This is a genomic window from Cellvibrio sp. PSBB006 (genome assembly GCF_002162135.1).
In the GTDB taxonomy this organism is placed as follows: domain Bacteria; phylum Pseudomonadota; class Gammaproteobacteria; order Pseudomonadales; family Cellvibrionaceae; genus Cellvibrio.
This window is the reverse complement of sequence record NZ_CP021382.1, coordinates 732,760-759,132: the sequence shown is the minus strand read 5'-3', so window position 1 is coordinate 759,132 and position 26,373 is coordinate 732,760. Positions and strand designations below refer to the sequence as shown.

Sequence of the window (26,373 nt, the reverse complement as noted above, 5' to 3'; positions counted from 1 at the left end):
TTGCACCTCCCCTATGTATTAACCGCTTCGACAACCACGGCACTTCGCTTTTCCGTATCCGACGAACAATAAACCAGATGCCGCCGATTCTGCGGATTGTTGTATAAATTGTCTGCGGCTAATGCAACCAATAAGCTGCCGGTCGCAGCTCCCACATCACCATAACAATCTGCCGGATGAATAATTGTTAATTCTTTACTCATCGCATCAGAATTGCGGATGCAGGCTACGCCCAGCTCTCGTGACCAATAATTTTCGCCATTCATACTACTGTAGATATAGCGAATCGCTTCGTTAGTGTCATCGCTCTTGCTGTTTTCGAGCGCAAGGCGAAATGCGTTGCTCAACCCATCACCATGATAGGCAGTATCGCTGTAGATATGTCCTGTTTCCGTGGTGACAGCCGGTTTGTGTACTGCAATAATGTGGCCATTCTGAACTTGAGCCAGTTCTGGCTGGCGAGTTAATAATAAGAAAGCCGCCGCTTCGCCAGGCGCGAATCCATCTGAGTTACCAGAGCTTAATAATCGACCGTCCAAATCCAGCTTACTTATGAGCGCATCACTATGGTAGGTGTCGCTGCCACCGATAAGAACATAGGGCACGTCGGATTGATATAGATAATCATAAGCCAATTGGATGGCCTCGATTGCTGCCGATCTTCCCGACAGTAAAACGCGACACCATTTCTGGTCAAAAATAGCTGGAAAATTCAACGTTATATTTTGCACGATACTGCGCGCATCGCAGCCTAGTGTACTAGCTTCAGGCATTCCAACAATTAGCGGAATTACATCTGAGTGTTCCGGCGAGAGGTCACGCAGTGCGGCAACGGCCATCATGGCGATTCGCGCTTGATAAGGGTCGCTTCGAATATCGCTTTTCAATAAAGACCCCAGCTCATCAAAAAAATCGCTCGGGATCTGCGTCATGGTGATTGGCTCATCATGTTGATTGTCATAATCTGACAATGCATAGGCACTGATATTTGCCTTGACTGAAGCGGTGGTCATTGCCGAATTGGCGCCTACAGATGTAACCATACCCATACCGGCTATATAGATCATATTTCCCATTAATCGAATATTACCTTGGCTTTGTAGTTTGGTAGGAAATGATCTGGCTGCAGTAGCGCCAACTCTAATGCAGCTGCACGACGATGACGTTGCGCCCCTTGCAAAAATTGATGCTTCAGGTGTTCTATTTCGATTGCTTTACCTAAGAAATACCGCTTGCCGGCTATAAAATGTTGTTGATATTTTTGCCAGACAGCTGCAACTTTATCTACATCGGGGAATGGAAGATGCTCATCCATATCCAAATCGGTATTATCATTTATGTCGTCATCAGGAAATCGATTATCAAGATCGGGTAACGCTTCCAGCGCGAGTCCATTTTGCTCAAGTTCAATACCTGTTATCGTCGTGAATGCTTCACCGGATACCCGTGAAAATTCAGGCATGCGCATTTGCTGAATCAGCCAAGGAACAGCTTGAGGATCACCTAATACGGCTGTTGCATAAATCACTTCTCGCGCATTTTTTTTGTCTTTCGCCAACAATCCAATCCATTGTCTGGCGTCTTCAATGGGTAACCCCCTGAACGCAAGATCTATGGCCTTTTTCTGGAATACCCCATCATTAAGCACAGTCTGTTGAAGGTTATGCAGCCTGGCTCTATCACCTAAGATAACGGCAGACCAATTAGCCCAAAATGAAACTTCCGGGTTTTCTGATGTGATAGCAAGATGTAGCGCAGGTATAAGATCGCGTCGCTTCAGTTCGCCAACCAGTCGAATGGCTCGGGCATACAGCTTGGCATGAGCGAGACAATCTTCTCTCTGAAGTATTTTATCCAAATACTCACGCGGATCTTCTCGACGAAGGCTACATACCGTGACGGCTAAGTATTTATGATTCAGGTCTTTACTCGTGAGAAATTTTTTAATCCATGAATGGCAAATTCGGCCTGGCAACCAGGCTAATGCCGACGCCAAACCAGGAAAAGCATTCTCAGCAGGAAGGGAAATTTCGATGACGCGCTGAATTTTTTGAATGTCCAGGCTCCGAAAAGCAAGCACAGCAGCGGCAAACGCTTCGCCCGGCTCTTCCGTAGAAACAAGCGCTTCTTCGCAAATGCTCCAGGCTTGTTCCGGCGCAGTCATCAGACCATTTAGCTGTGCATCTATACGCTGTTCAAGCTCAAGTAAATCCTGCTGTTTGTAGTGCGGCTGGTTAACTGCAATAGAACGCAACAGCCATAAAAAAGCACCGTCAATCAAAAATTGTTCGTAGACATGCTGATAGGCATTATTGGATTTACCTGGAGCATCCATAACTGCATTCATTGTTGTTCAGTTAACCCATGATATTTTTTTTGTTGTGGAACAAGGGATCACCCATTCGGCAGACATTCTTTCCTTCAAATTTGACATCAAATGAATACATCATGAATTCACAAACGCCCATTTGATCACTGCTGATAATACCCTTTACCGTACCCGCCTCATCGCCGCTGCTGCGGGAGTACTGGGCCCCTTTCACCATCGGCATTTTCTTGTCGGTGGTTACTGATTTAGGCCCTTTACTTGTATCGGATGCCTTTCCTATATTGGGATAAGGAATCGGTACCGGCCCACCAGGCGTAGGCGTTTTACACACATCAGGGAAGACGATGCTCAAACCTCCACTGCCCTTGTGAGCAATCCCTCTGGTGTTAGCGAAAGTTGTTTGAGCCATATGCCCTCCCCTGATACATTATCTCTGCATACCCACAGATACTTGATTGATTTTTCTGGCGTTCCTTCCACAGATGAAAGCAGACTTCCAAACCATAGACAACTGTAACTGATTCGGCTCGATAATAACTGACTCCATCATAAAATTGCCTTCCTCAACCTGATTCGCCACCTCAATTTTATTCCGCAACACAAGATTGGGAAGATTAAAAGTTAATTCGCCAGATGGGTGCATACCGAAAATCCGAACAGGTTCTCCGCCTTGTAAAAATCCCGGATAAATTAAGTCAGGATGGGCTGAGTTCATAAAACGCTTGTCGTAATCAAGGGGCAAATATGGAGCCCTGTTTTGCGACCACGCCTCATCATAAGTACCTGCATAAGCCACTCTGGAATGCCAGTTAGATGCTATAGGGGCAAAACCAGCAGGAGCAGGATTATCTTTAAGTGACTGAATGAGCTGCCGAGGGCATTCAACGTTAGGCAAGGGGGAGCTCTCCATGTCGGCACTATCACGTTTTCCCTGGAATCCCACACCGACGGGATTGCGCAGCTCTGCCGCCCGTACCTGCCCCTCCAGAATGTCCTTGCCTCCGAAAGCACGTTCATAGATAACCGGCATAACCATAAACACATCAGGCGATGAAATTAATCCACGATCCCAAAACCTATCACCAAAAACGCGCACAGTTTTACCGATGGAACCTACACTCAAGCCAACATCCAGTTGCCTGACCGGTTTCTGTTCCTGTGCACAGGCCTGCCCGATCATTATTACATCCGTCGCGGCTTTACCTGGGTGGTAGTCTGACGGTAGCCGCAAGCTTGATTCCCCAGGCTCACCCCAAAAGATATCTTCCTGTTGTGGAGGCGCCTGCTCATCCATCAAGGTCCATTGCTGTCCGATGCGAAAAGATGCTTTAACAATCGTGTATAACGTCTCAATTCCTTGCTCATTAGGGAAGAGCGCAATGGCAGCAGAAAAGGGGGTGTTATTTTTGAGCTGTAACATGTGGCGGGCTCGTATTGGAAATCTGACAGTACTGACGAATTTCTATTAATTGACCTGAACTGAGCCGCCAAGAATACGATTAACGCCACTGGATCGACTGAGCAGGTACTTTCCACGAATCAGAATTTTTCCGGTATTGGTTAACGTGATGCTGGCTTCGCCGCACTTCAGGACAATTTCTTCTTTGCCCTCTATAACAACCCTTTCTCCATCCACCCTCACCGTTTCGAGATCAGTTTTGGAGCTATGCTCAACGGGATCTGTGGCGTAAGCAGAAGCATTTGTGCTTGAAACTGCTTCTACCTCTGTGAAGGAAAAATTTTCCAGCAAGTCATCCAGTGGGCTATAAATAAAACCCATAATCACCGGCTGCTGATAATCACCTTTCGCAAACAATAGAGCAACTTGACGGCCAATATGCTGTTGAGTTACCGGGACTGTTGACACTGCGCCTGCCGGATTGTCACTTGGCAGTTGCGGATAGATCACCAATGGGTTGCCATTTGAGTCAATTCCTTTGAGATAACCCAAGACTATTTCGCCTGGAGCCAAAGCCGGAGCGGTGGCTTCAGCGAAGACTTCATATTCATTTGAGTTTTCCAACACCGTTTTGGTCATGACGTTTTACTAGTTGTTAGTGATTTTGCTGCCTTTAAGAACAACATTCCCAGATCCTTTAACATTAATGTTTTTTCCTGAGATAGTAATGTCCCCATTTTTCTTCATGACAATCGAAGCTGAGCCAGTTTTTAATGTGATCTGATCATCCGCCTGAAGGGTAATTGTTTTGGCTGTTAAGGCATATTCCTTTGTAACGCTTTCTGTGTACTTACCGTCTACAGACTCACTAAGATCCTTGCCGACGGAAATCGTCATATTCTTGCCGATGGTCTCAGTGTGGTTTTCCCCAATATCAATACTGATATTCTTGCCCACACTGAGCGACATATTTTTACCGATTGATTCTGTATGGTTTTCACCAACATCAATGGTTTTATTTTTACCGATACTTTCGGTTTGATTATTGCCGACAGATTTATTGCGATCGTTACCAATTGACGAGTTTTCATCGTTGCCAATGGTTTTGGTCCGGTCGTGATCGACCGTCAGGGTTTGATCGTTTTCAACCTGGGTATCAAAATTCTTTTCCGCGTGCACGTAAATCTGCTCATCGCCTTTTTTATCTTCAAAGCGCAGTTCATTGAAGTTTTGCGGAGTACCGTCTTTTGTTGATCGGGTTTTGATACCACTTTGGGTTTTGGATGGATAGGTCGGCTTGTTCCAGCCATTGTAGACAGAACCCGTTACCAGAGGGCGGTCCGGATCACCGTCCAGGAAACTGACAATAACTTCGTGTCCAATTCTGGGGATGAAAGAGGAACCCCACTGATTACCGGCCCACGCCTGCATTACGCGCACAAAACAAGAGCTGTTTTCGTCCTTCTTGCCTTCACGGTCCCAGATAAACTGCACTTTGATACGATTGTGTTCGTCGATGTAGATCTCTTCACCAGCAGGCCCCACAACCAAAGCAGATTGTGGTCCTTTCATCACCGGTTTCTTATGTTCATTACTGGGTCTGAAATGAACATCGGAAGGAATACAGATAAAATCGTTTTTATAATCAGAGCTGCCGTCACTACCTGAAAAATAGCTGTTGTCGTGTGCCTTGTGGAATACTCGTGCGAGGATATAACTGCCCTTCTCTGAGCTGGTTGCGTGTTTGGCAACTTTGAATTTACCGCCGGCAAAGAAACTACTGCAATCGCTTGAACCTTTTACGGTATTACGATCAACCTCTTCTGCATCAAGACGAATTTTTACCAGATCCGCACCCATGGTCGTATCGTACAAACCAGGATACTCATAATGTTCGAAGGTATCATTTTTGGCGAACTGGCTTTTGGTCTTGGTGCTAGCGTTCAGGTCTTTCTTGGGCTCTTTAAAGTTGTAGTCATTTAATGACCACTTGCCCTTTTTGAACAGGTAAATATGTTCCCACGCCGTAATTTGTGTATTGGGTGTATTACCTTTGGAGTATTCGAGATTAGTTTCTGCTACGTCTGTGTAAGCATTTTGCTGATCCACCAGGACCAACTTGTGTTTCTTATCGTCATGCTCGAAATAGTAGGCAATACCATCTTCTTCGAGCAGACGAGAGATAAAATTCAGGTCGCTTTCATTGTGCTGAACACAATATTCCCGCTTATTTCCGCCTGCGGCTTTAAAATCAAAATCGGAGAAGCCGAGATCATTGAAGATTTGCGAAACAATTTCTTTGGTGTTTTTTTCTTGAAAGATGCGGTGATCATTGGTCTGCGATAAGAACCATAGCCAGGGCACCATAACCATTCGGTATTGACGAAGATTATTTGCTTTCACCTCGCCGAAGGTAAATGATTTGATATAGCCGTTAAATTTACGTTCCTGATCGTTCTGGATGGTGACGGTGGCCGTTTTACCGACAATGTTGTCAGGATCTACTTCGAGGTTTTCGGAGAGGACTTCGATATTGAATTCAAACAGGCCCGAGATATATTCGACACCTTCAAAAGCAGTCAGCAAAAACGTGTCTTTTCCTAAAGAAAAGTCAGTGATTGAAATAAGTCTATTTTCTTGAGTGAGTTGACTCATAGGATAGCAACCTCAATATGACCTTCACGAGGGAAGCGTCGGGATCATCCTTGCCCCGCAATTAAATTGCGAGCTCAGACAGAAAAGAGCCCTGAAGACAACGCCTTCAGGGCACTTTACTTTATAACAACTTAAATTACAGCGGCTTGGCAGTAGTCAAGTCGTAACCAACACGTTGCGGATTCGCAGACTTGTTAGTCTTATCGTAGTCGTTATAGTTGACCATGATTTTGGAGAAGCTCAGAGAGATTGATTCCATTGGATCGCTCTCGCCGTCTGCAGAAACAGAGTAGCCGCTTACCAATACGTCTTCCAGGGTGTAGGTCATGAACTCTACAACCTTGTCAGCACCAGTTTGTACAAACTTGATGGTGACTTTCTTACCGCTTGAGCCAGTAACAGCTTCTTTGAACAAGGCAGTTGCTGAAGTGTCAGCAGGCTTGGTCATAGTTACTTCACTGATAGTGGGACGAGTTGCTTCGCGATTGGACAGATTACCTGGCTCCATAGAAATACCGCGACCAACACCGAACTGAAGAGATTGAACAGAAATGTGGTCTTTGTAACCGTCAGCAGTCACATTTCCTTTGATGCCTTCATATTCAACATAAATTGCCATTTACTTTCTCCTTACCTTTCTTAAGTACCACACAGATTACGATAATTTCTACTCCGCAAAGGCATCGTATCAATTACCAATTTAACAAGCTAAATTCAGCCTTAATGCACGTGAGTAAGTTGGTGCAATATGCGAATGCTAGCCCAGTTTCTTCTTTCAAACAACGTTTTGATGGCGCTTTTTCCTAATCGATATAACCCGCAAAAAAAACAGTTATTAACGATAGTCAGAAAAATTTACAACTCGATTGCAGGTAAATATTTCTGCGCTAAAACCGGCTAAAAGTGAGAACTATGGCACACTAAGCCACCTCAATGCTCATTGACGGATAATGAAAATTGCGACAATCAAACCTTCTTAAAATGCGTATTGAAAATCAAAGTACATGTTCATGCCATCACCGGGTTCTTCGCCATCCTCAAGACCGCTATTGCTTGCATGCACCGGCACAGCAAAAACAAGGTTACCGCGCAAGTTCAGGAGATAATTAAGCTTCAACCCAAAGCCAACGTCACCCAGATGCGCCTCGGTGCCGTCAGACCCCTCCTGAAGTGGATGCGCCTGGCCATAACTGTAGTCCATGAAGAGGAATGGCTGCATTAAATTTTCAAAGCGTTCCCCGCCAATCTTAAGCCCGCCTAATGACAATCCCTTGAATATCCAGTCAGCGCCCAGGTATAGCGCATCGTCGGCGTAATACTCGTTAACAACATAACCGCGCGCGCGCGTCGGACCAGCAAGGGAGTATTGATTAACCGAGGCTAACGGTACGCCGGAGTATTGGCCGGAGGCCCTGAGCACCACCCTACTCTCTACCGACGTAAAAGGCACCTTCATAAAGGTCAACATCGAGTAATCGAACGAGAAAATCGCCGCGGACTCTTCCTGCTCTTCCTCCGCTCCTTTAACGAAATCACTTGCCAACAAGGTAAGATTACCCTGGTGCAAAATCCTGCTTTTTTCGTTTAGCACATCAAACTCGTAAAAGAGTTCGATATTTCTCACTTCATCATCAAGGAAGTCGCTGTTAACTTCGCCTAGATCGATCTCAGATTCAATTTGGGATGCGGCGAGTCCTATTGCATAATTTTTAACCCGGCTCCGTTTAAACTGGTACTTGATGGAGGTGTCAATTACTGAGGATTTACCAGCGATATCCAGACTCGCGCCCTCAGTTTCAGCGTTACCACTGCCCAATACGAAGTCATTGGTGGAGGCGCCTACCGAAAATTTGATTCTGGGATCTATCACGATGGTGTTATAGCGGATTGAGCCATACGTGGAGTTTTCCGGTGCAAAGGAGCCAAGAAGGCCAATATGCAATTGATCACCAATACCCAGGGGATTGTGAAGCAGAAAATCGGTGTAGAGGCGATATTCCCCGGAACGCTCGGAACCATGGTTATCAACGCGAACATTGGCATCGTACCAACGTTCCGATGTGACATTAACATTTAACTTAGTATCACCAACCTGCGAACCAGGTTCGAAATACCCTTGAGCGGAAAGGCCAGGAAGGTCATTGGTAAGAAAGAGCTTTTCTTCAATGCGGTCATTTGTTACCGGCTCAGCCAGTAAGCTCTTAAAGGTACGCTCGATGGTTTTGTCGGAGTAACGCTGATTGTTTTGGACCTCTACCTCGCCCAGCTCCCCCAGCAACAGCGTTAGTGTAACCACACCATCGCGCACATGTTGCTGCGGAATGTAAGCTTTAGCCAGTATAAAACCGCGTTCTCTGTAGTACCGCGTAATCGTGTTCGCAACAGTTTCGATCATTCCCAATGTAATACCGCGCTGCCGGCGCTGTTCACGAATCAGAAATACCAAGCGCTGTACTTCCAATGGGCCTACGTGACGCCCTTCGGTTTCTTTTTCGATTTCGGCTATCAGGTCCGATACTTCACTCAGTTCGTCAATGCTGTATCCGGAATCGAGCAATTCCCCCTCATCCATCATGTCAAATCGGATCGATTCCACTTGCTCAATGATGCTTTCGCGGGTAATACCCAAGTCAGGGTATTCGATCAGCCCCTGGATGCGGAACTCTTTTACATTAAGACGCGGGCCGGCCTGGGGGTCCGGGTCACGCTCTCTAACCGGTGGGATATCCATATCAAGCAGCATACTGTCCCGTTCAAATTCCGGCACTTCCGTTGTATCCGGCATTTCCAGAAAGCCAGCGGTAGCTGTCGCGGAACAGAACAACATGATAAAACCAAACAGGTTGCCACTTATCTTGGTTGTCCATTTCAATCGGGGAAAAAGCGATATATCTTCCGAATGACGTGCTTTTTGTTGACACATGTAAAATCAAACTCACAATTTAGCTATTGTTAATCAGGGATGAAAAATCTCGTAAAAGCGCGCGAGCCTGCATCGCGTTAACGATTATTCATACTCGTCATCATAATATAACTGGTCACGAGGCAGAAGAATTGAGATGTCATCATAGAAATAGTTACGCACACTGGTGAAGATAGCAGGGTTCACTTCTTCAAGCGTTTCTACCGCAACCAACTGTTCGTTGCCTGAGGCCAACAGGTCAGACAGGTTTCCTTGAATGGTGGATGTATTCTCTACGAACTGCGGTGCGGTATCAAAGCCCCATAAAGGCGACCAACTTCTCAAACCACCAATAAATAATGAATCCTTCACATAAATGACAAGAGGCCGGCCTGGACTGCCAATATTGCCCGTGGGTGCAATCAACGCTGCATTGCGAGCAACGATATCAGGGTTGTTCAGGTTAGGTGTATTGATTGCAGCCAAATCACCCTGCGCCACATTGATTGTTAAGGTACCAATATCATAATTGGCATTCATGGTACCGCCTGCCGCTCTTGCATCAGGCTCATTGCGGCTGAAAAGCAAACCGTTTGTATTATCAAGCGTAACGCTACCGGAAAGATTGTTGAAGACGATATTTCCATTGGAGCGAAGTCGATCAACTGTGACTTCCTGGCTGTTCTGCAAACGAATATCACCCTGGTTATTGCTAACAGATAATTCACTTACCAAAGTTTCAATGACGTCACTGGCTCCAATGCCCGTTTCTGCATCGATTACTAGCCGCTGCGCCGTTACATTGACATTCTCCCCATTGCTGTCGGTCACCGCGCCGCGATGCGCCGTTAAGGTTACCGCGCCAGCTTCAGTTTTCATGCCGGTTACGGCAATATTGGCTGCCTGATAGATAATGCTGCCGGCAGCTTGTGTTTCACTATTCCCCGCCATGACCAGATCACCGTCAACATCAATTGCAATGTTACCTTGCTGTGACTGCAAGAGCCCTTGTTGCTGAAGTGCCCCGGTAGTCGACACAATATTAATGTCCGTTTCTGCTGAGAGATCACCTGCAAGATCAATATTCCGACCTTGAATGTCTATTGCGCCCGCACGTGCAACAAGGTTTTCATTAAGTTGGACATCGCCTAGCGCCGCAAGTGAAATATCGGTACCCGCATTGATATCTCGTGCAAGCAAATCCGCATCTGAATTTATGTAGATAGCACCTGTGGCTGCAGTTAAGCTTACACCGGAATTCATGGCAAAGTTTGAGCCTGCTACATTGATATCCCCGTTAGCCGTAGACAAATTGCCCTGTTGGGTAATTGCGCCACCCTCTACACGGATACCATTTTCAGCAGTGAGCATATTCATATTCAGGATGCCGCCCGCGGTAACGTCAATAGTATCAGCTTGCGTTGTGTAAGATCCGCTCATAAGTAAATCTGTACCGGCCTCCAGGATGATTCGGTTACTTGCAGCAATATTAGCGTTCTGGGTAAGCCCCTCGACAGCAGTAAGCCGCACATCAGTACCGGCGATGATCCGTCCATTTTGCACAATATTATTTGCGTTAACCGCGATGGCCTGGCCGTTGCCCGTATTAAGCTCTCCATTCAACAAGGTCTCGCCCTGTGCATTTAATTGAATGCTTGATGCGACAATATCGCCGGCAACGGAAAGGCTTTGCCCGCTAATAGTGGCTTCACCAGCCACGTCAATATTACTGGTCAATGTGACAGCACCTTGACCACCATTCAATATCAGGCTGTTTGCCGAAATAGCGCTATTGGCATTAACACCTTGCGCATTGATATTAACCGTTCCCGAAGCCGCCACCCCGATGAGGTTAAGCGTATCGATATTGTTGATCGATACACCCGCTGCAGAACCAATCTGTACGGAGTTAAAATTGTGCTCACGGTTAGCCAGATTAATATTGCCGCCTGATACAAAATTAGATAACCCGCTAATCTCGATTAAACCATTACCGTTAATAACACCATTCGAATTGATAGTTAATTGTCGCGCACTGATATTGGCAATGTTGGTAGCCGTCAGGTTGCGTAAATTGATATCACCTGATGCAGAAAGATTCAGGGCTCCGCTTAACGCGTTTTCTTTATCCAGAATTAAATTACCGTTGGTGGAGACCGCATTAAAGCCATGGGCAGAGGATAAAGCGATAGAAGATGTGAGATCACCATCAAGCCGTAAGTCAATTAACCCGTTGGCTGAAAACTCACTGATATTCAATGTGTTTTGTTCATTCAAATAAACGGCACCGCTGGTGGATCTTATGTACAGATCATTGACGTTAACATTAACGCGATTATTTTCGCTACCCACGGCGGCTGTACCGTCCAGGCGTAAGCCTGCAGCGACAATTGAACCACCCGAGGTAGAAGATACTTGCGCGTCCTGGATCGTGAGTAATTGCGGAATATTAACGGCACCACTGACGATGACCTGGTCATCCAATGATGCAGCAACCACTAAATTATTCTTGTTGTTATACGTCACAGAAGTCGTGTCGTTAAACGTATAAGCACGGTTGCGTAACACGATGTTATCAGCAGTCGCCGTTGTATTTATTGTTAGCGATGTTGCGGTTGTACTGTCAAGAATTCCGGTAACATCGGAATAGCTAATGGTGTAACCATTATTTGCACTATCCAGATAACGCAATTGCCCATTTCGATCTGAAGTAAACGTGTGTTGTGCAGTAAAACCTGCACCACCACCCGTTGTGGTCAGGCTGTTATTACCTGTTCCGCCAGAAAAATTTACTGTTCCGGTCGTGCCTGATGCAACAACGGTTTCCAATAGGTCATCACCACCTTCACCGTAAATGCCGCCAGAGATCACACCATAACCCAAGGTGAAGGTATCGTTACCCATTCCGCCAGAAGCGGAACCGGCCAGGCTACCTTGCGTTAAATTGAATTGATCGTTTCCTTCTCCACCAACCAGCGCAGTGAAACCTTCGAAAATGACGGTGCCATTGATATTGCCGCTGTTTTGTCCCATTAGATTCCAGGTGTTGGTACCCTGACGCCTTATCGTGCTGTCCTGATCATTACCAATAACCCGCTCGATACCACGGTATCCCAAACCCGAATCGGCCAGGAGTATATCAACACTGCCCAGCCGGCTCATATCAAGGCTGTCTTCGCCATCGCCTGGCTGGGTAGAACCGTCAATAAACCCATCCAGCGAACCCAGCTCGTAGAAAATAAATTGATCATTACCGGAACCGCCGACCAGGTTCCGAAAACCGATAAAGTTGATCTCGCTGCTTTCATTGCTCAGACTACCGATATTATTTCCTGATATCGACCAGGTATTATCGGCATTACTTGCCAGTAAGGTGTTTACAAAGTCGCTGTTAGCCTCAACCTGCTCCAAATTTATAATGCGCATCTCGCCATCAAGTGCCGCGTCTTCAGTCAATTGCAAACTGACGTCGCGATTTAAAGCAGTCAAATCGAGCGTATCCAACCCAGCTCCCACACCACCATCCATGACACCCGACAAGCTGGCATTTTCGTCAGCGAAGATAAAACTGTCATCGCCAATTGTGCCTGTCAGGTTTGCAAAACCGGAAAACATCAAGTCCGCATTGAGTGAACCTGTATTGGCGTCAGTGATCCGCCATACATTTGTTGCTGCATCACTAACCAATTCATTGCTGGCATGGTTATGTGCGTTCACCCTTTCGATGTCGAGAATATTAATATCAGCCGATACTGTTTCGCCTACACCAACGATCACGGAGGTATTGATATCCAGCTGCGAGAAATCAACCGTATCAATACTTATGTCGGAGCCGCCATCAATTAACCGCAATGGACTTTCAAGTGAGCGGATATAAAAGGTATCCACTGCCGTACTGCCAATCAGATTGGCAAAGCCTGAGAAAGCAATTTGGCGGTCATCTGTGGCCAGGTTATTAGTGCCATTAGCATTGATGTTCCACGTATTAGCACTTTCAGCACTGGCTAATATGCTATTCGTATCAGCATTAGCCGTAATACTGGCGAAGCCAAAAACCTGAGTAATATTTTGAACGGGAGCAAAGGTATCAAGGTTACTTAAATCCAGTGGAGCATTTTTTATATGTATCACCTGATCAGCGGTAGACGCTGATGGGTTGTTAGCGGAAATAGCAGCATTAAACGTATTGGTGCCCATACCGCCGTTGATGTAACCCAATAGCAACCCGTTGTTGTTATCGGCACGGGAGAAGTTAAACTCATCGTTACCGGAGCCGCCGCTGAGAATATTGAAATTCTCAAAAGAAATGATTTTGGACGATCCATCACCCAGCGTGATAGCAATCTGACCATCATTGATGCCATCCGTTACTGAGTCAAAACTACCGATAGTCCAGACATTATTGCCGCTTGTAATCCCCATGACACTGTTAAATTGTGCATCACCCGAGCCGCCGTTATTGCCAACAACACCCTCTATACCATTGATGCCTGTTACACCTAATGAACCATCGCCACCAAGAGCAACAGTAACGTGGGAATTGGTGTTTGAATAATCCGCGAAGTCTATACCTTCGCCATCACCACCATGAATTGTGCCTGCGATTGAGCCACCAGTAATGACTTCAAATCGATCATTGTTTTCCCCTCCGCGCAGTTGACCGAAATTAACGAAGCGGGTGGTGCTTTCATACGAAGGTGAATCAACACGGGCAACACTGCCTGCGTTGACATCGTCAATGGTCCAGATATACGCGCGGTCGCTGGCGCCATAGAGATAATTATTTTCGGCATAGCTATCTGAAGCAATAATCTGCTCCATATTCATAACGTGGAGATTGTCGGTGTCGCTGTCAAAAAGCTCTGCCGTGATCGCCTGATCGAGGACGCTGATATCAAGCGTATCCTGAATCAGATTATTACCGTTGGTTCCGCCATCTATCAGGCCGGTAATATCGCTGGTTATCGTGCTAAAAACAAAATTGTCCTGGTCACGACCACCGACAATATTCTCCATGCCGGTGAATACAAGATGCAATGTGGTATCGGTAATTGATAGACCTACACTTCCTGCATCTACATCGTCGATACTCCACTCATTTGTTTGATTCTGACCTATCAAGGTGTCTTCTGCGGTGCCGCCTTCCAGGGTATGAATGTTGTTAAACAAGGAGACATAATTGGTAGTACTTTGATCTTCAGCAAGGCTGCCAGAATAACTTCCTGTTAGCGTCCAGGTAGTATCCGCGTTTCTTCCTTGTAATATGTTAGTTCCCGCTCCACCATCGATGCTGTCTGCGGCCCCGGCATTATTAATACTGGCGAAGGTAAACTCATCATCACCACCCTCGCCGTCTACCGAATTAACATCGGCATTAATTGTAAAAATATCGTTACCATCACCGCCGTAAATATTGCCATTGAATGCGGCGTTAATTAGAAACTGATCAATGGCATTGCCACCCTGGAGTATTTGAATATTAATAAAGTCGGCCACATAGGTTTCATCACCACTGACGCCAAGATTATTACCGCTTGAAAGATTCCAGGTGTTGTTGAGGTTACGTGCAATTAATCTGTTTTCACCGTCGCCGCCATTAATGCTGTTGGTACTGCCATCGTTGCCCACGCTGGAGAACTCAAACTGATCATTCCCTGCTTCACCAAACAACGAATTTACAAATGCGTTAATGCTGAAAAGGTCATCGCCACTTCCGCCGCGGATTTCGCCATCAAATGCTGTATCAATCAGGAAATTATCAACTGCGCTGCCACCCTGAAGAATATCCACATCTTCAAATGCGGTCACATATGTGTTAGTAGAATCCGCCAGACTGTTACCAGCCGTTGTCAGATTCCAGTTGTTGGTGGCATTACGCCCAATCACGGTGTCATCCCCGTTGCCGCCCACAATGCGTTCAGCCCTTCCGGCATTACTTACACTGGAGAAAATAAACTGGTCATCGCCATCTTCCCCCCGCAGGGTGTCGGCGGCGGCATTAATAACGAACAGATCATTGCTATCACCACCAAAGATAGTGCCATTAAACACACTATTAATATTGAACTCATCAATCGCGCTGCCACCTTGCAAGAGTTGGATGTCTTCAAAGGAGGCAACATAGGTGATTCCATTGGTAGCTCCCAGCAGGCTGCCACTTGCTGCAATGTTCCAGGTGTTCGCGAGGTTACGTCCTACCAGCGTGTTTTCGCCATCGCCACCTTGAATGCTGGTGGCATTCCCTGCGTTGTCGGAGCTGTTGAACAGGAATTGGTCGTTACCGGCTTCACCGGCGAGAAGGTTAACTGTGGCATTGATATTGAAGGCATCATTGCCGGCACCGCCAAATATATTGCCGCTAAAGTCGGCGTTTACATTATAGGTGTCGGTATTGTTACCGCCCTGCAGTATCTGCATATCAATAAACAGTTGAACATAATCACTACCGCTGCCGGTGACCCGTAAGCTGCTACCAATATCGTCAATAAGCCAGCTATTGGCTGTATTGCGCCCAACCAACATATCGTTACCATTTCCGCCATCCAGAGTATCGGCACTACCGGCATTGTTTGCGGAAGAGAAAATAAACTGGTCATCGCCAGCTTCGCCGGAGATAGAGTTGACTAAGGCATTAATATTAAATATGTCGTTGTTGGCACCGCCGAGGATGCTGTTGAACAGATCATTCTCTATATTGAAAGTATCTACTGCATCCCCACCTTGAAGTGTTTCGATTGCTACAATGCCGCCAACATAAATATCACTACCTGCAGTTAAGGTATTGCTCGTGTTCAAGGCCCACACCGTTACCATATCGCGACCAATCAGGATATCGTTACCAGTACCACCATCAAGGACGTTGGCTATTCCTGCATTATTAATTCCCGAAAACGTGAATTGATCATCGCCTGATTCGCCGTATAGGTTATTAACCTCCGCATTAATATAGAAGATATCCGCGTTGCCGCCACCAGCAATGCTTTCCAGATAGTTGCTGTTGATATTAAAGGTATCAATAGCATTTCCGCCCTGTGCCAGCTGGATGCTCGAAAAACTTGTAACATAAGGTGTCCCTGAGCCACTGACACTGAGACTATTAGCGCCACTGTTCAAATTCCAGGTGGTTGATGTGTGGCGCCCCTGAAGCGTATTTTCGCCACCACCACCGTCTATAATGCTTGCGCTGCCTGCGTTATTGGTACTTGTAAAATCGAAATCATCGTCGCCATCTTCACCAAATAAATTAGTCGAAGATGCATTAATGATAAAAACATCGGCTCCTGCACCAGCATAGATATTTCCTCCAAAGTCATCATCAATAACAAAGGTGTCATTAGCATTACCACCTTGCAGCGTTTGAATATTGGAGAAATTTTCTACATATATAAAATTATCATTGCTAACGAGATAGTTGGCAGTGCCAGTAAACTGCCATGTTGTAGCGATATTGCGTCCCCTCAATATGTTTTGCCCTACCCCTCCGTCAATGTAAGATGTATGGCCACTATTATTTACGCTGGTAAAGTTAAACTGATCATTCCCATCTTGGCCAAATAATTCATCTACTGATGCATTGATATGGAATACATCATCACCAGCACCACCAAGAACGCTGCCGGCAAAGGCATTATTGATGGCAAAGATGTCTACATCATTGCCACCTTGAATAGTTTGGATTCCGGAAAAAGATGCAACATAAGTCGCGCCATCGGTAACGCCAAGGCTATTTCCCGCACCTGAAAGCTGCCAGGTATTAGTTGTATTTCTACCAATTATTGTGCTGTCACCGTCAGCACCACCTGAAACGCTACCAGTAATAGATCCAGAATTTTCATGATCAAATGTAAAGATATCTGTACCAGAACCGCCTTCCAGATTACTGAAATCAATAAAGGTTATACTTGAGCCATCCGCAAGATTCACTTCACCGTCATCCAATCCGTCTATTTTTGGATCACTCGCATTACTTGTATCAAAATCAAAGATCGTCCAGGTATTAGTTCCCGTTGTATTAGCTGTTTTTAATGTGCTGGTTGCTCCATTGCCAATAAATTGCTCGATACCGCGTACACCATTAAGAGTTGCTGTACCCAAAGTCACAACGACATTTTCAATGCCTGCAAAACTGATGGAATCGATTCCATCGCCACCATCCGCATCAACAATACTGCCATTGTTAGAGAATGAAAATGTATCAGAACTACTACCTCCAACCAGATTTTCAACTCCCTGAAATTTAGCGTAGGGTTCCAATGGGTTGGCAATTTCGTCGGTCACTCGTCCTTGATTTACACCATCAATAAGCCATATGTTTGTTGTGTTACGGGAAATAAGAGTATCCGTTCCATTACCACCAGTCACCGTACCTTCAATAATACCGGCATTTAAAAATGTAAAATAATCATTGCCGGCTCCACCGGTGATATTCTGCATACCAGAAAACTCAACGCGATCCGCAGAGCTGCCGTTAATTTGAACGTAGCCACCGTTTGAGGCATTAATTTGCCAGTCGTTAGTTTGATTACGTCCAACGAGAGAATCTGATCCACTGCCGATGAGTGTGTGAATATTGGTAAATTCAGCGATAGTGGAATTGGAGTCGTTTGTCAGATCGCCTTGACGGCTACCAATGAGAACCCAGGTGCTATTAGACGTATTATTGGATAATGTGTTAACTGAAGAACCAGAGCCGCCGTTAATCGTCCCGGTAATTGAAGCGCCGTCAAAAATTGAAAAATTGTCAGTAGCTTCGCTGCCAATTAAATTTGCAAAATCAATAAAGCGAATATTATCCCCATTGTTATTGGAAACCAGGCCATCATTTTCGCCATCAGCTTCTGCAACAATTTGCCCCACATCATTAACTTCCCAGGTATGGACGTCGGCCGCATCACCCTGGACCGTGATAGATCCCAGACCATTGCCCATCACGATGTCAGCATTCAAGACACCATTAATACTCTCGCCCAATACAATCGCAATATTCGCGTTGACATCCTCAGCGATACTGACAATGTTGTCATCGCCTACGGCATCTATAATACCGTTGTACTCTTCTTCCATGGCAAAGATAAAGGTATCTATCTGATTGTTGCCATTAAGATTTTCTACGTCGGAGAAACTCAGTAAGTAACTATCTGGAGCCGCAGTTTCCAATGTGCCTGAGGTGGGTGAAACCAACACCCAGGTATTCAATAAATTATCAGCTTGTAGAGAATCCACAGAACCGCCGCCGTTGATTTGCGCTACATTGCCGCCATTCAACACAAATGTATCAATATCTGACCCACCATTTAAAACCTGAATATTCTGAAAGCTAGCCAGATATACTTCTTCTGAGCTGGAAGAAAGGTCTGATATTGCGCCTTCATTAGCGCTTGTAATATTCCATTGATTCTCAGCGTCACGCCCCGTAACAGCATTTTCTGAGCCTCCACCGCCGGTTAACAAGCCAGAGATAAATCCTGATGTACCAAAGGTGAAATAATCGTTTAGATTGCCACCGCTGAGGTTTTCTATGGCAGAGAAATTGATGGTATCGGGCGGCGTTTCAAGTCGTTGAGCAAGTGTGCCCTCGTTATTACCTGTAATTTGCCAGTTATTAAGCTGGTTTCGTCCTTGTAGAATATCGTTTCCTGTCCCGCCATCAAGAGTCTCTATACCTGAAAAATTGATGGTAGCTCCGTTATTTATCAAGGTGCCAGCGTTTGCGTTAGTGAGCGTCCAGAAATTCGTGTTTATTGCATCATTGAAACCTTTGACGGTGTCATTGCCGTTACTTCCACCATCAATGTCAGCGGTAATGCCGCCTAAAAGTATATTGTAGGCATCATCACCGTCGCCGCCCATTAATGCTGATGTCACATTACTTGCGATATTAAAAACATCATTACCGTCATCACCATCAATGGACCCTGTGATATCAGCGTTTAACGAAAAGGTATCAATACCACTACCACCAACAAGATGCTCGATGTCACTAAAAGAAACCGAGTCTATATTGCCATTACCTATGTTTCCTTGATTATCGCTAAGGATCGTCCACCTACTATCAATATCAAAGCCGTGCAGTGTGTCATCACCGCTACTGCCAATGATGTTAATCATTGATGTAAAAAAGTTAGCAGGATTAAGAAAAACGGAGCCCGCCGATGCCAGTGTTATATCAACATTACCTTGAGCGCTGTTATCACCAGATAGTGCATTTATGTCGCCATTTAGTGTAATGGACGCATTTTCACCTGACGCCGTAACAGAAATAGAACCGCCACTGGCAACTCCGGTACCTGATGAATTCATAGCACCGATACTGATATCTTCTGCTGCGACGGTGATGGACCCGCCTGTTGTATCAGGAAGCTCTGCGAAGGTATTGATATCACCGGTATAAAAACCTGTGGCTAATGCGATCAGGGTACTTGCATTTAGACTGCGTAGCTCCGCGTCCATTGATTGCGCGGTCACATCGCTAATAGCATTTACATCCAGGAGACCTAGCCGATTAACCTCACCAACATTTTCTCTAAAAGTAATATCGTTTGCGACGAGATTAAGATTCCGTGGGGCGCTGTTATCAGAATTAAGTATGCCGTTAAAAACAATATTTCCTAGAACCACATCACCGGTAGCATTTTCTTTAACGCCTGCATCGATGGTTATATTATTAGCTAGTTGTACTGAGCCGCTGAAATTTATATTACCACCTGTGCCATTTTGATGGTTCGGGTTACCCGCTAGCCCACCTTGGGAGGACAAGTTTCCATTTAGTGTTATATGTTGTGCTGGAGCTTGTGCTGTTATTATGATGTTGCCAGCTTGGCCACCATTTCTGTTATTGTTACCTGTAGATTCGTGCCCATTTCCACCATCGGTATTGATAGTTACCACGTCAACCAAACCGTTAGTGGAGACAATGGATACCGTACCACCATTCCCTCCCGTTCTGTTGCCAGAATCGTTCAGCCCTTCTGCACCGATAGCAGAAATACTTGCGATCTCAATATTATTATTGGCGGAGAGTGTGACTTGCCCTCCATCGCGATTTGACGTATTACCTGTCGGACCATTTGCTGTAATAGCGCCAGTTACAAGGTTGCCACCAGCCGAAAGGGTAATATCTCCGGTTACGCGCGTTGAGTTACCACTTGTATTGATATCGCCAATGCTCAAATCATTACTGTCTGAAAGCACTAGCGAACCCACAGAAGAAACATTAATTACACCAACGAAATCATTAGCCTCATTGGATAGATTGATACTGTTATTGTCTGCGCTGAGTGACGTTTGCCCATACACCGTTAACGAAACCGTGTCATCAAACTGTGTCACTTCGCCGCCGCTGGTCAGTGTAAACCCTCCATCAATCGTCGATTGGCCAATAACCGTTCCAGCATCATTGCCGTTAACCAACTCAACGGTTCCTGCATTATTAAAAATAAGCGGCCCAGTGAAGCTGTTTGATGTGTCTGTTAGGGTTACACTACCAGCTCCAACATCAACGGTTAGCGATCCCGCTACCGATAAGCTTTCAGTTTGGCTAATGCTTGGAGAGTCTGCACCAGCTACACGGCCTTGAACTGTCAAGTTTCCTGTACAAATCGTTGCCTCAAGACAATCTGAATCTGTAACCATTTGTCCTAAAGTAATTGATGATGATGCTGATATGGTGATATCACCGCCGTCTGACCAGGTTGCTTCTTCTTGAAGCGTTTGGTTACCAGGTTCAGGTCCTTCACCACTATTGGCATGATCTGTATTGACCACAAAACCTGATGAGTCAAAGATGTTCCCGGAGGCAGTGAAGGTTCCGCCAGATGTGTAAATATCTGCATTGATATTCACGGTGCCAGTATTAGTATTATCCGCATCGGCAGCCAACCTGACTTCCATCAAATCACGTGCATCACCAATACGATCGTAGATCAAGGCATCAATATTAATATCGCCATTCGCAGAGAAATCGATGAAAACTTCTTCTCCATGATTTGGTAAGGTTCCTTCTGCATCAACATCCCTTGGCCCTGTGTCGTTATAGTTAAGTAATCTCGCTAGCGTTATGTTTCCTCCCGCTGTCGCGGTAACTGAACCGACCCTTACCGTATCGTTATCATTTGTGGTAGCGGCATAAGTAAAGTCCATCAGACCAAGGATAATATTACCATTGGCATTTATTTGGATATCTCCGCCTCCGGCTCCAACGGGTGCAGATGACGATGTGGATGTATCAATATAAGCGTCATTTATATTACTGTTAAAGGAGCCGGATTCGACCACAACAAAGTCGCCACCGCTGGTCGCGACGGTCGATCCAATGGAAACTGCACCAGAGGACGTCACTGAAAATACACCACCACCAGTACTGATTAGTGCATCTCCATCATTAAAGTTATTGGAAAACTCAGAAGAAGAATTGACGGTAAAGGTACCGCCCGCCGTATCAATGGCAGAGCCGATTGAAACTGCACCAGTGGAGTTAATAACCACATTGCCATAAAAGGTAGTAGCGTCCTCGTAAGTACCGAGTGTACTAATGCTTGCCCCGCCATCATCCGCCGTAGTCACAGAAGCTGAATTAAGAATTGTGACATTACCACCAGAAGTCGCAATGGAGCCCTGAATATCAACAGCACCGCCAGCGTCGAGTGTTATATCAAAGATATCCCTGTCATCGGTTCCATGGGAATCAGTAATTGAGCCAATAATATTGATATCACCAACAGAAGTAATTACTAAGGACGAATCCTCACCATTATTGGGATCAACATCACCACGAATTTCAGTGTTGTTAAAATCGATGTTCTCATGCAAATAAACATCGCCACCAGATCCGACAGTTACCGATCCTGAGCGCACAGCCTCATTTGTATAAAGATAGCTAAAATCAACCGCGCCAAGATTCACATCGCCAGTGGAGTTAATAGTAATGTCTCCACCGCCAAAATTATTGGAGGTGTTGATGGTTGCATCGTTAAAATTATTGGTAAAACTGAAAGAAGCGAGAACAGTAAATCCTGCACCACCCGTTACAATACTGGAACCCGCTGATACATCTCCTCCCATATTAATGATAACGGTACCACCTATATCATCAGTCCCGGTTGAGGTATCAATAGTAGCGAAGTCATCGTTATTATTTGCATAAGCAAGAAAATCATTTCCTTTGGGTGTTGCTATATCCTCTGGTCGAGCAACCAATTCGCCTTGTTCATTAGTATCAAATCTGACACCAGCAGAAAAATAGCCGCCAGAAGTTCTTATATAGCTTCCTTGGTTGAAAATAATGTCGCCACCATTGCTGGTGTCGCCGTCAAGGTTAGCGATTAACTCAATGTTTAATTTACCTGAATTATCAGAAGCATTTCTTATATAACGATTATTTCCAAAAACGACATTATTATGAGCTTCTAAGCGTAATGTAGTAGTATCTCCTTGAGCTATGTCATATTCAATATTACTGAGAAGAGAAATATTTCCTTCGCCATTACCACCAGCTCCCGTTCTGATAATTACAACACCTTCGTTTCCCGCGTCATTTAAAACGGCTTTTAATGTATCAAAATATACGACAGAACCTGTTTCTGAGGAAGTGAAGACATTATCTACTACAGGTATGTTGTTGGTGTCGCTACCGGAGATGGCGATGCTGTATGGATCAATCAACCATGTCCCACCATTTGCCGCGGGGCTGGATATCCGAGGTGTGCTGGATAATTCAAACCCTTTTAATCCCGAAGTTTCAATAAACCCACCATTACCACTAAACTCACCACCACGCGCACTCAATTCACCATGAATGCGGGCAGTATCCGAAGCGAAGGTAATAATTTTTCCTCCATGGCCATCCAATATCCCATCAGCATTAACCTGTGTATCTTGCCCAACATAAATAAAATCAGCGTTACGAATGCGTGTGTTAGTGCCGCTTTCATCACCGCCAACTAACACTTCACCACCACCATGAGTACCTGAAGCACTTATTTGGGCTTCATCGAATAGCCCGACTTTATTACCCAGGATTTTGATTTTACCGCCGGTACCCGCAGCTTCTGCTTCTGCCACTATATTTGCGGATTCCGTGAGACGTGTTGTGTCAACACTGTGTAATTCAATATTCCCGGCGTTGCCTCTATCCGTATTCGCGCGAACCTGACCACTGTGGGTAATATTTTCCCCGATAACCACAACCTGCCCTGCATCACCGAGGTTGCTGGACACATCAAGTGAGCCGGTATTAATCACATCCGCGCCTGCGCCCAGGGTGAAACTGCCATCCTCATGCATCACCACACTGCTTGCAGAATTCAACTCACCATGATTCACCGCCTGAGAGAATATATCCTGACTCATGCTGGCGCTTAACAGAATCCTGCCGCCCTCCGCAGAAATCTCGCCGCTATTGATTAGCGCTGCATCAACACCTAACTCATCCTGCAAAATTTCTTTGGTAATCCGTACACCTACCAGCCCTTGCTGGTCGAAGGTTATGACAGCTTCCTTACCCGCCGCCAGGCTCACTGCACCCAGCCTTGCCGAAATCACGCCTTCGTTTTTTACCTGTTGCCCAATCAGGGAAACTGAACCACCTGTTGCCGCATTTATAATGCCGGAATTAATTACCTTGCCTTCGCTTCCCTCCAGAGCAGTCAACGTGAATTCACCATTCATAAAATCTGCCGGATCTATGCTTAACCCACTGGCAATCATGCCGCCAACATTGATGTGTGAATTTTCACCAAAGAAAACACCATTTGGATTCACCAGCAAGATATGACCATTAGCCTCAATGCGACCATGAATCTCTGAACCCGTGTGACTCAATACCCGATTAAGAGAGAGCGATGAAGATGATGGTTGAATAAACTGCACCCGCTCATCAGCAGCCACATTAAAACTTTGCCAATCAATTGCCATACGGTCTGTTTGCTGCTGAATCGTCGTATTCAACCCTGATTGATCAATTGTGCCACTTCCACCAACAACCCGTCCGCCTTCCGGGCCAGCTAATACCTCGGGTATCAGTATTAGTTGTGATGCAGCAGTTATTGCCAGGTACAGGGTCTTGCGGGTTTGGATATTCTTTTTCATAAAGTGATTTTTTGGGTAAGTAATAGCGCTAAAAGGCTTTAGTTAAAGGATCTATTTGATAAATGAAAAGATGGTTAGCCAGGCGGGCCGGATTCTACTGACTTAAAACGTAGATGCGATTCAACCACGCGAGCACGGGTTTCCTTTTGCATTTGACGTTGCCGTTTTTTCTCTATTTCCCAAAGCCTTTTAACCTCTTCATGGGGTAATTCAAAATTGTGCTGAGCACTGATATTACCAATTAATTCATATTCATTATCAAGCTCAAATTCCTCAAACTCATAAGGCGGCAAGGTTTTACTTAAGCCCTCGTTTGGAAATTTTTGTCTAATGTATTGCTGTTGAGATTGAGCATCAGATGACAACTGAATCTCAAAGCTATTCATTACCCAGTCAATAATGGTCTCGTAGATTTCTGCAAGGGTTCTTTTCTTTCTTATTACCTGCTCGAATCGCACTGTCAGTAGGTGCTGGTCGGTAATTGGTGTGTGCCATACTGATTCATAGCATTCTTCGGCATTGCGATATCCTGGATAACCCATGGATTCGTAATTCACCCATTCCTTACCATTGATTTTGATAACTCGCCAGTTCTGCCGACACTCGCCCGGTATACGATAAGCGGTATAAGCTGTATAGATGTAACGTTCGACAGCACATTCCAAATGCCTTGGATGGAACAGGCTGGCAAATTCTGGCATAGATACAATGGAGACTTTGAACTTCATGTCACCAATTACACCAGTCCCATCAAGAAGAGGAATACCATTGAAACGCCAATCTTTTAGTTCAAGAGTAAAAGAAGCGGGTTCTACCTGATCTGTTTTATTAAAACGGCCAAAATGTGATGCATCATATAGATTGAATGAACCTGAAAGCGGTGGAGTAGCCGGAATAGCGTCATGCCGATGCGGAGGTGCTGAAAATGCTATCCGGGTTCCGGATACAGAGATACTATGCTGCTCAGAAGGTTTCAGATCCGGTCCCTTGGGAAATTTGCGTGTACCGATCAAAAGCATGGATTAAGTCCAAAAGGTGTCATTATTTTCTATCCTTGCCGTTACTCTTTTTCCATCAACTTAAATCGCAGATGCGATTCAATCACGCGAGCACGGGCTTCATTTTTCATTTGACGTTGCCGTTTTTTCTCTGTCTCCCAAAGTTTTTTAACTTCTTCATGGGGTAGTTCAAAATTATTCTGAGCACCAATCTCGTCAATAAGATCGTATTCATTGTCAACTTCATATTCTTCAAATTCATAAGGCAGTAAGGTTCCACTTAACCGCTCATTTGGAAATTTTTGTCTAATGTATTCCTGTTGAGATTTGGCATCACATGACAACTGAATCTCAAAGCTATTCATTACCCGGTCAATAATGGTCTCGTAAATTTCTGCCAAGCGGGTTCTTTTCTTTCTTATTACTTGGTCAAATCGCACCGTCAATAAGTGCTGGTCGGTAATTGGTGTGTGCCACACTGATTCATAGCATTCTTCGGCACTACGAAATCCAGCATATCCCACCGATTGATAACCGGCCCATTCTATTCCATTAATAGTTTTAAGTTGCCAGTTTTGGCGGCATTCCCCCGGAATACGATAAGCAGTGTAAGCCTTGTAAATGTAGCGCTCGATTGCACACTCCAGGTGTCGTGGGTGAAATAGACTGGCGAACTCCGGCATATTTTCTATTGATACCTCAAAAGTCATATCGCCAATCACGCCAGTACCATCCAGAATGGGAAGCCCGGTAAATCGCCAGTCTTTTAATGCCAACCCCATTGAGGCTGGCTCTGCCAGATCATTTTTTTTGTAACGACCAAAACGAGATTCATCATATAAATTAATTGAACCAGCCAATGCTGGCTGTACTTGAATTGCATCATGTCGATGAGCTGGAGCAGAAAAAGTGATTTCTGTTCCAGATGCAGTAACACGATGATGTTCCAGTCGTTTTAGGTCCGGTCCTTTTGGATATCTGCGCGTACCGAGAAACGGCATAAGCG

The 26,373-nt window shown here is 45.3% G+C and carries 11 protein-coding genes; all 11 read right to left on the bottom strand.

Annotation, left to right across the window (positions count from 1 at the left end; genetic code table 11):
• Window positions 1-11: 11 nt before the first annotated feature.
• Entirely contained in the window at window positions 12-1,076 is a 1,065-nt protein-coding gene (locus CBR65_RS03345) for a hypothetical protein (protein WP_087465533.1), read from the bottom strand.
• A complete protein-coding gene (locus tag CBR65_RS03340) occupies window positions 1,076-2,347 on the bottom strand; it encodes a TIGR02270 family protein (RefSeq protein WP_087465532.1) in 1,272 nt (423 codons plus the stop codon). Before CBR65_RS03340 ends, CBR65_RS03345 begins: the two co-directional genes overlap by 1 nt.
• Window positions 2,348-2,357: 10 nt before the next feature.
• Window positions 2,358-2,738 (bottom strand): DUF4150 domain-containing protein, encoded by a 381-nt coding sequence (locus tag CBR65_RS03335; RefSeq protein WP_087465531.1) that lies wholly within the window; start codon window positions 2,736-2,738, stop codon window positions 2,358-2,360.
• Window positions 2,739-2,756: 18 nt separating this feature from the next.
• Window positions 2,757-3,749, bottom strand: coding sequence for a DUF2169 domain-containing protein (locus CBR65_RS03330; protein ID WP_087465530.1), 993 nt, complete (start codon window positions 3,747-3,749; stop codon window positions 2,757-2,759).
• A gap of 45 nt (window positions 3,750-3,794) precedes the next feature.
• On the bottom strand, window positions 3,795-4,367 hold the full coding sequence (locus tag CBR65_RS03325) for a DUF6484 domain-containing protein (RefSeq protein WP_087465529.1): 573 nt from the start codon (window positions 4,365-4,367) through the stop codon (window positions 3,795-3,797).
• A gap of 9 nt (window positions 4,368-4,376) precedes the next feature.
• Window positions 4,377-6,383 carry a type VI secretion system Vgr family protein gene (locus CBR65_RS03320; protein ID WP_087465528.1) on the bottom strand — a complete coding sequence of 669 codons (2,007 nt, stop codon included), beginning with the start codon at window positions 6,381-6,383 and terminating at the stop codon, window positions 4,377-4,379.
• A 136-nt stretch (window positions 6,384-6,519) separates the two neighbouring features.
• Complete coding sequence (locus CBR65_RS03315) at window positions 6,520-7,002, bottom strand: type VI secretion system tube protein Hcp (protein WP_087465527.1); 483 nt, start codon at window positions 7,000-7,002, stop codon at window positions 6,520-6,522.
• A 357-nt stretch (window positions 7,003-7,359) separates the two neighbouring features.
• Window positions 7,360-9,210, bottom strand: coding sequence for a ShlB/FhaC/HecB family hemolysin secretion/activation protein (locus CBR65_RS03310; RefSeq protein ID WP_157671957.1), 1,851 nt, complete (start codon window positions 9,208-9,210; stop codon window positions 7,360-7,362).
• A 180-nt stretch (window positions 9,211-9,390) separates the two neighbouring features.
• Entirely contained in the window at window positions 9,391-24,369 is a 14,979-nt protein-coding gene (locus CBR65_RS03305) for a filamentous hemagglutinin N-terminal domain-containing protein (protein WP_087465525.1), read from the bottom strand.
• A gap of 74 nt (window positions 24,370-24,443) precedes the next feature.
• A complete protein-coding gene (locus CBR65_RS03300; RefSeq protein ID WP_087465524.1) occupies window positions 24,444-25,388 on the bottom strand; it encodes a hypothetical protein in 945 nt (314 codons plus the stop codon).
• Window positions 25,389-25,429: 41 nt separating this feature from the next.
• Window positions 25,430-26,368 (bottom strand): hypothetical protein, encoded by a 939-nt coding sequence (locus tag CBR65_RS03295; RefSeq protein ID WP_157671956.1) that lies wholly within the window; start codon window positions 26,366-26,368, stop codon window positions 25,430-25,432.
• Window positions 26,369-26,373 lie beyond the last annotated feature (5 nt).

Coding starts and splice junctions, on each gene's coding strand:
- CBR65_RS03340 (WP_087465532.1), bottom strand. CDS start 2,347: ATGAATGCAGTTATGGATGCTCCAGGTAAATCCAATAATGCCTATCAG.
- CBR65_RS03325 (WP_087465529.1), bottom strand. CDS start 4,367: ATGACCAAAACGGTGTTGGAAAACTCAAATGAATATGAAGTCTTCGCT.
- CBR65_RS03320 (WP_087465528.1), bottom strand. CDS start 6,383: ATGAGTCAACTCACTCAAGAAAATAGACTTATTTCAATCACTGACTTT.
- CBR65_RS03335 (WP_087465531.1), bottom strand. CDS start 2,738: ATGGCTCAAACAACTTTCGCTAACACCAGAGGGATTGCTCACAAGGGC.
- CBR65_RS03345 (WP_087465533.1), bottom strand. CDS start 1,076: ATGGGAAATATGATCTATATAGCCGGTATGGGTATGGTTACATCTGTA.
- CBR65_RS03310 (WP_157671957.1), bottom strand. CDS start 9,210: ATGTTGTTCTGTTCCGCGACAGCTACCGCTGGCTTTCTGGAAATGCCG.
- CBR65_RS03330 (WP_087465530.1), bottom strand. CDS start 3,749: ATGTTACAGCTCAAAAATAACACCCCCTTTTCTGCTGCCATTGCGCTC.
- CBR65_RS03295 (WP_157671956.1), bottom strand. CDS start 26,368: ATGCCGTTTCTCGGTACGCGCAGATATCCAAAAGGACCGGACCTAAAA.
- CBR65_RS03315 (WP_087465527.1), bottom strand. CDS start 7,002: ATGGCAATTTATGTTGAATATGAAGGCATCAAAGGAAATGTGACTGCT.
- CBR65_RS03300 (WP_087465524.1), bottom strand. CDS start 25,388: ATGCTTTTGATCGGTACACGCAAATTTCCCAAGGGACCGGATCTGAAA.
- CBR65_RS03305 (WP_087465525.1), bottom strand. CDS start 24,369: ATGAAAAAGAATATCCAAACCCGCAAGACCCTGTACCTGGCAATAACT.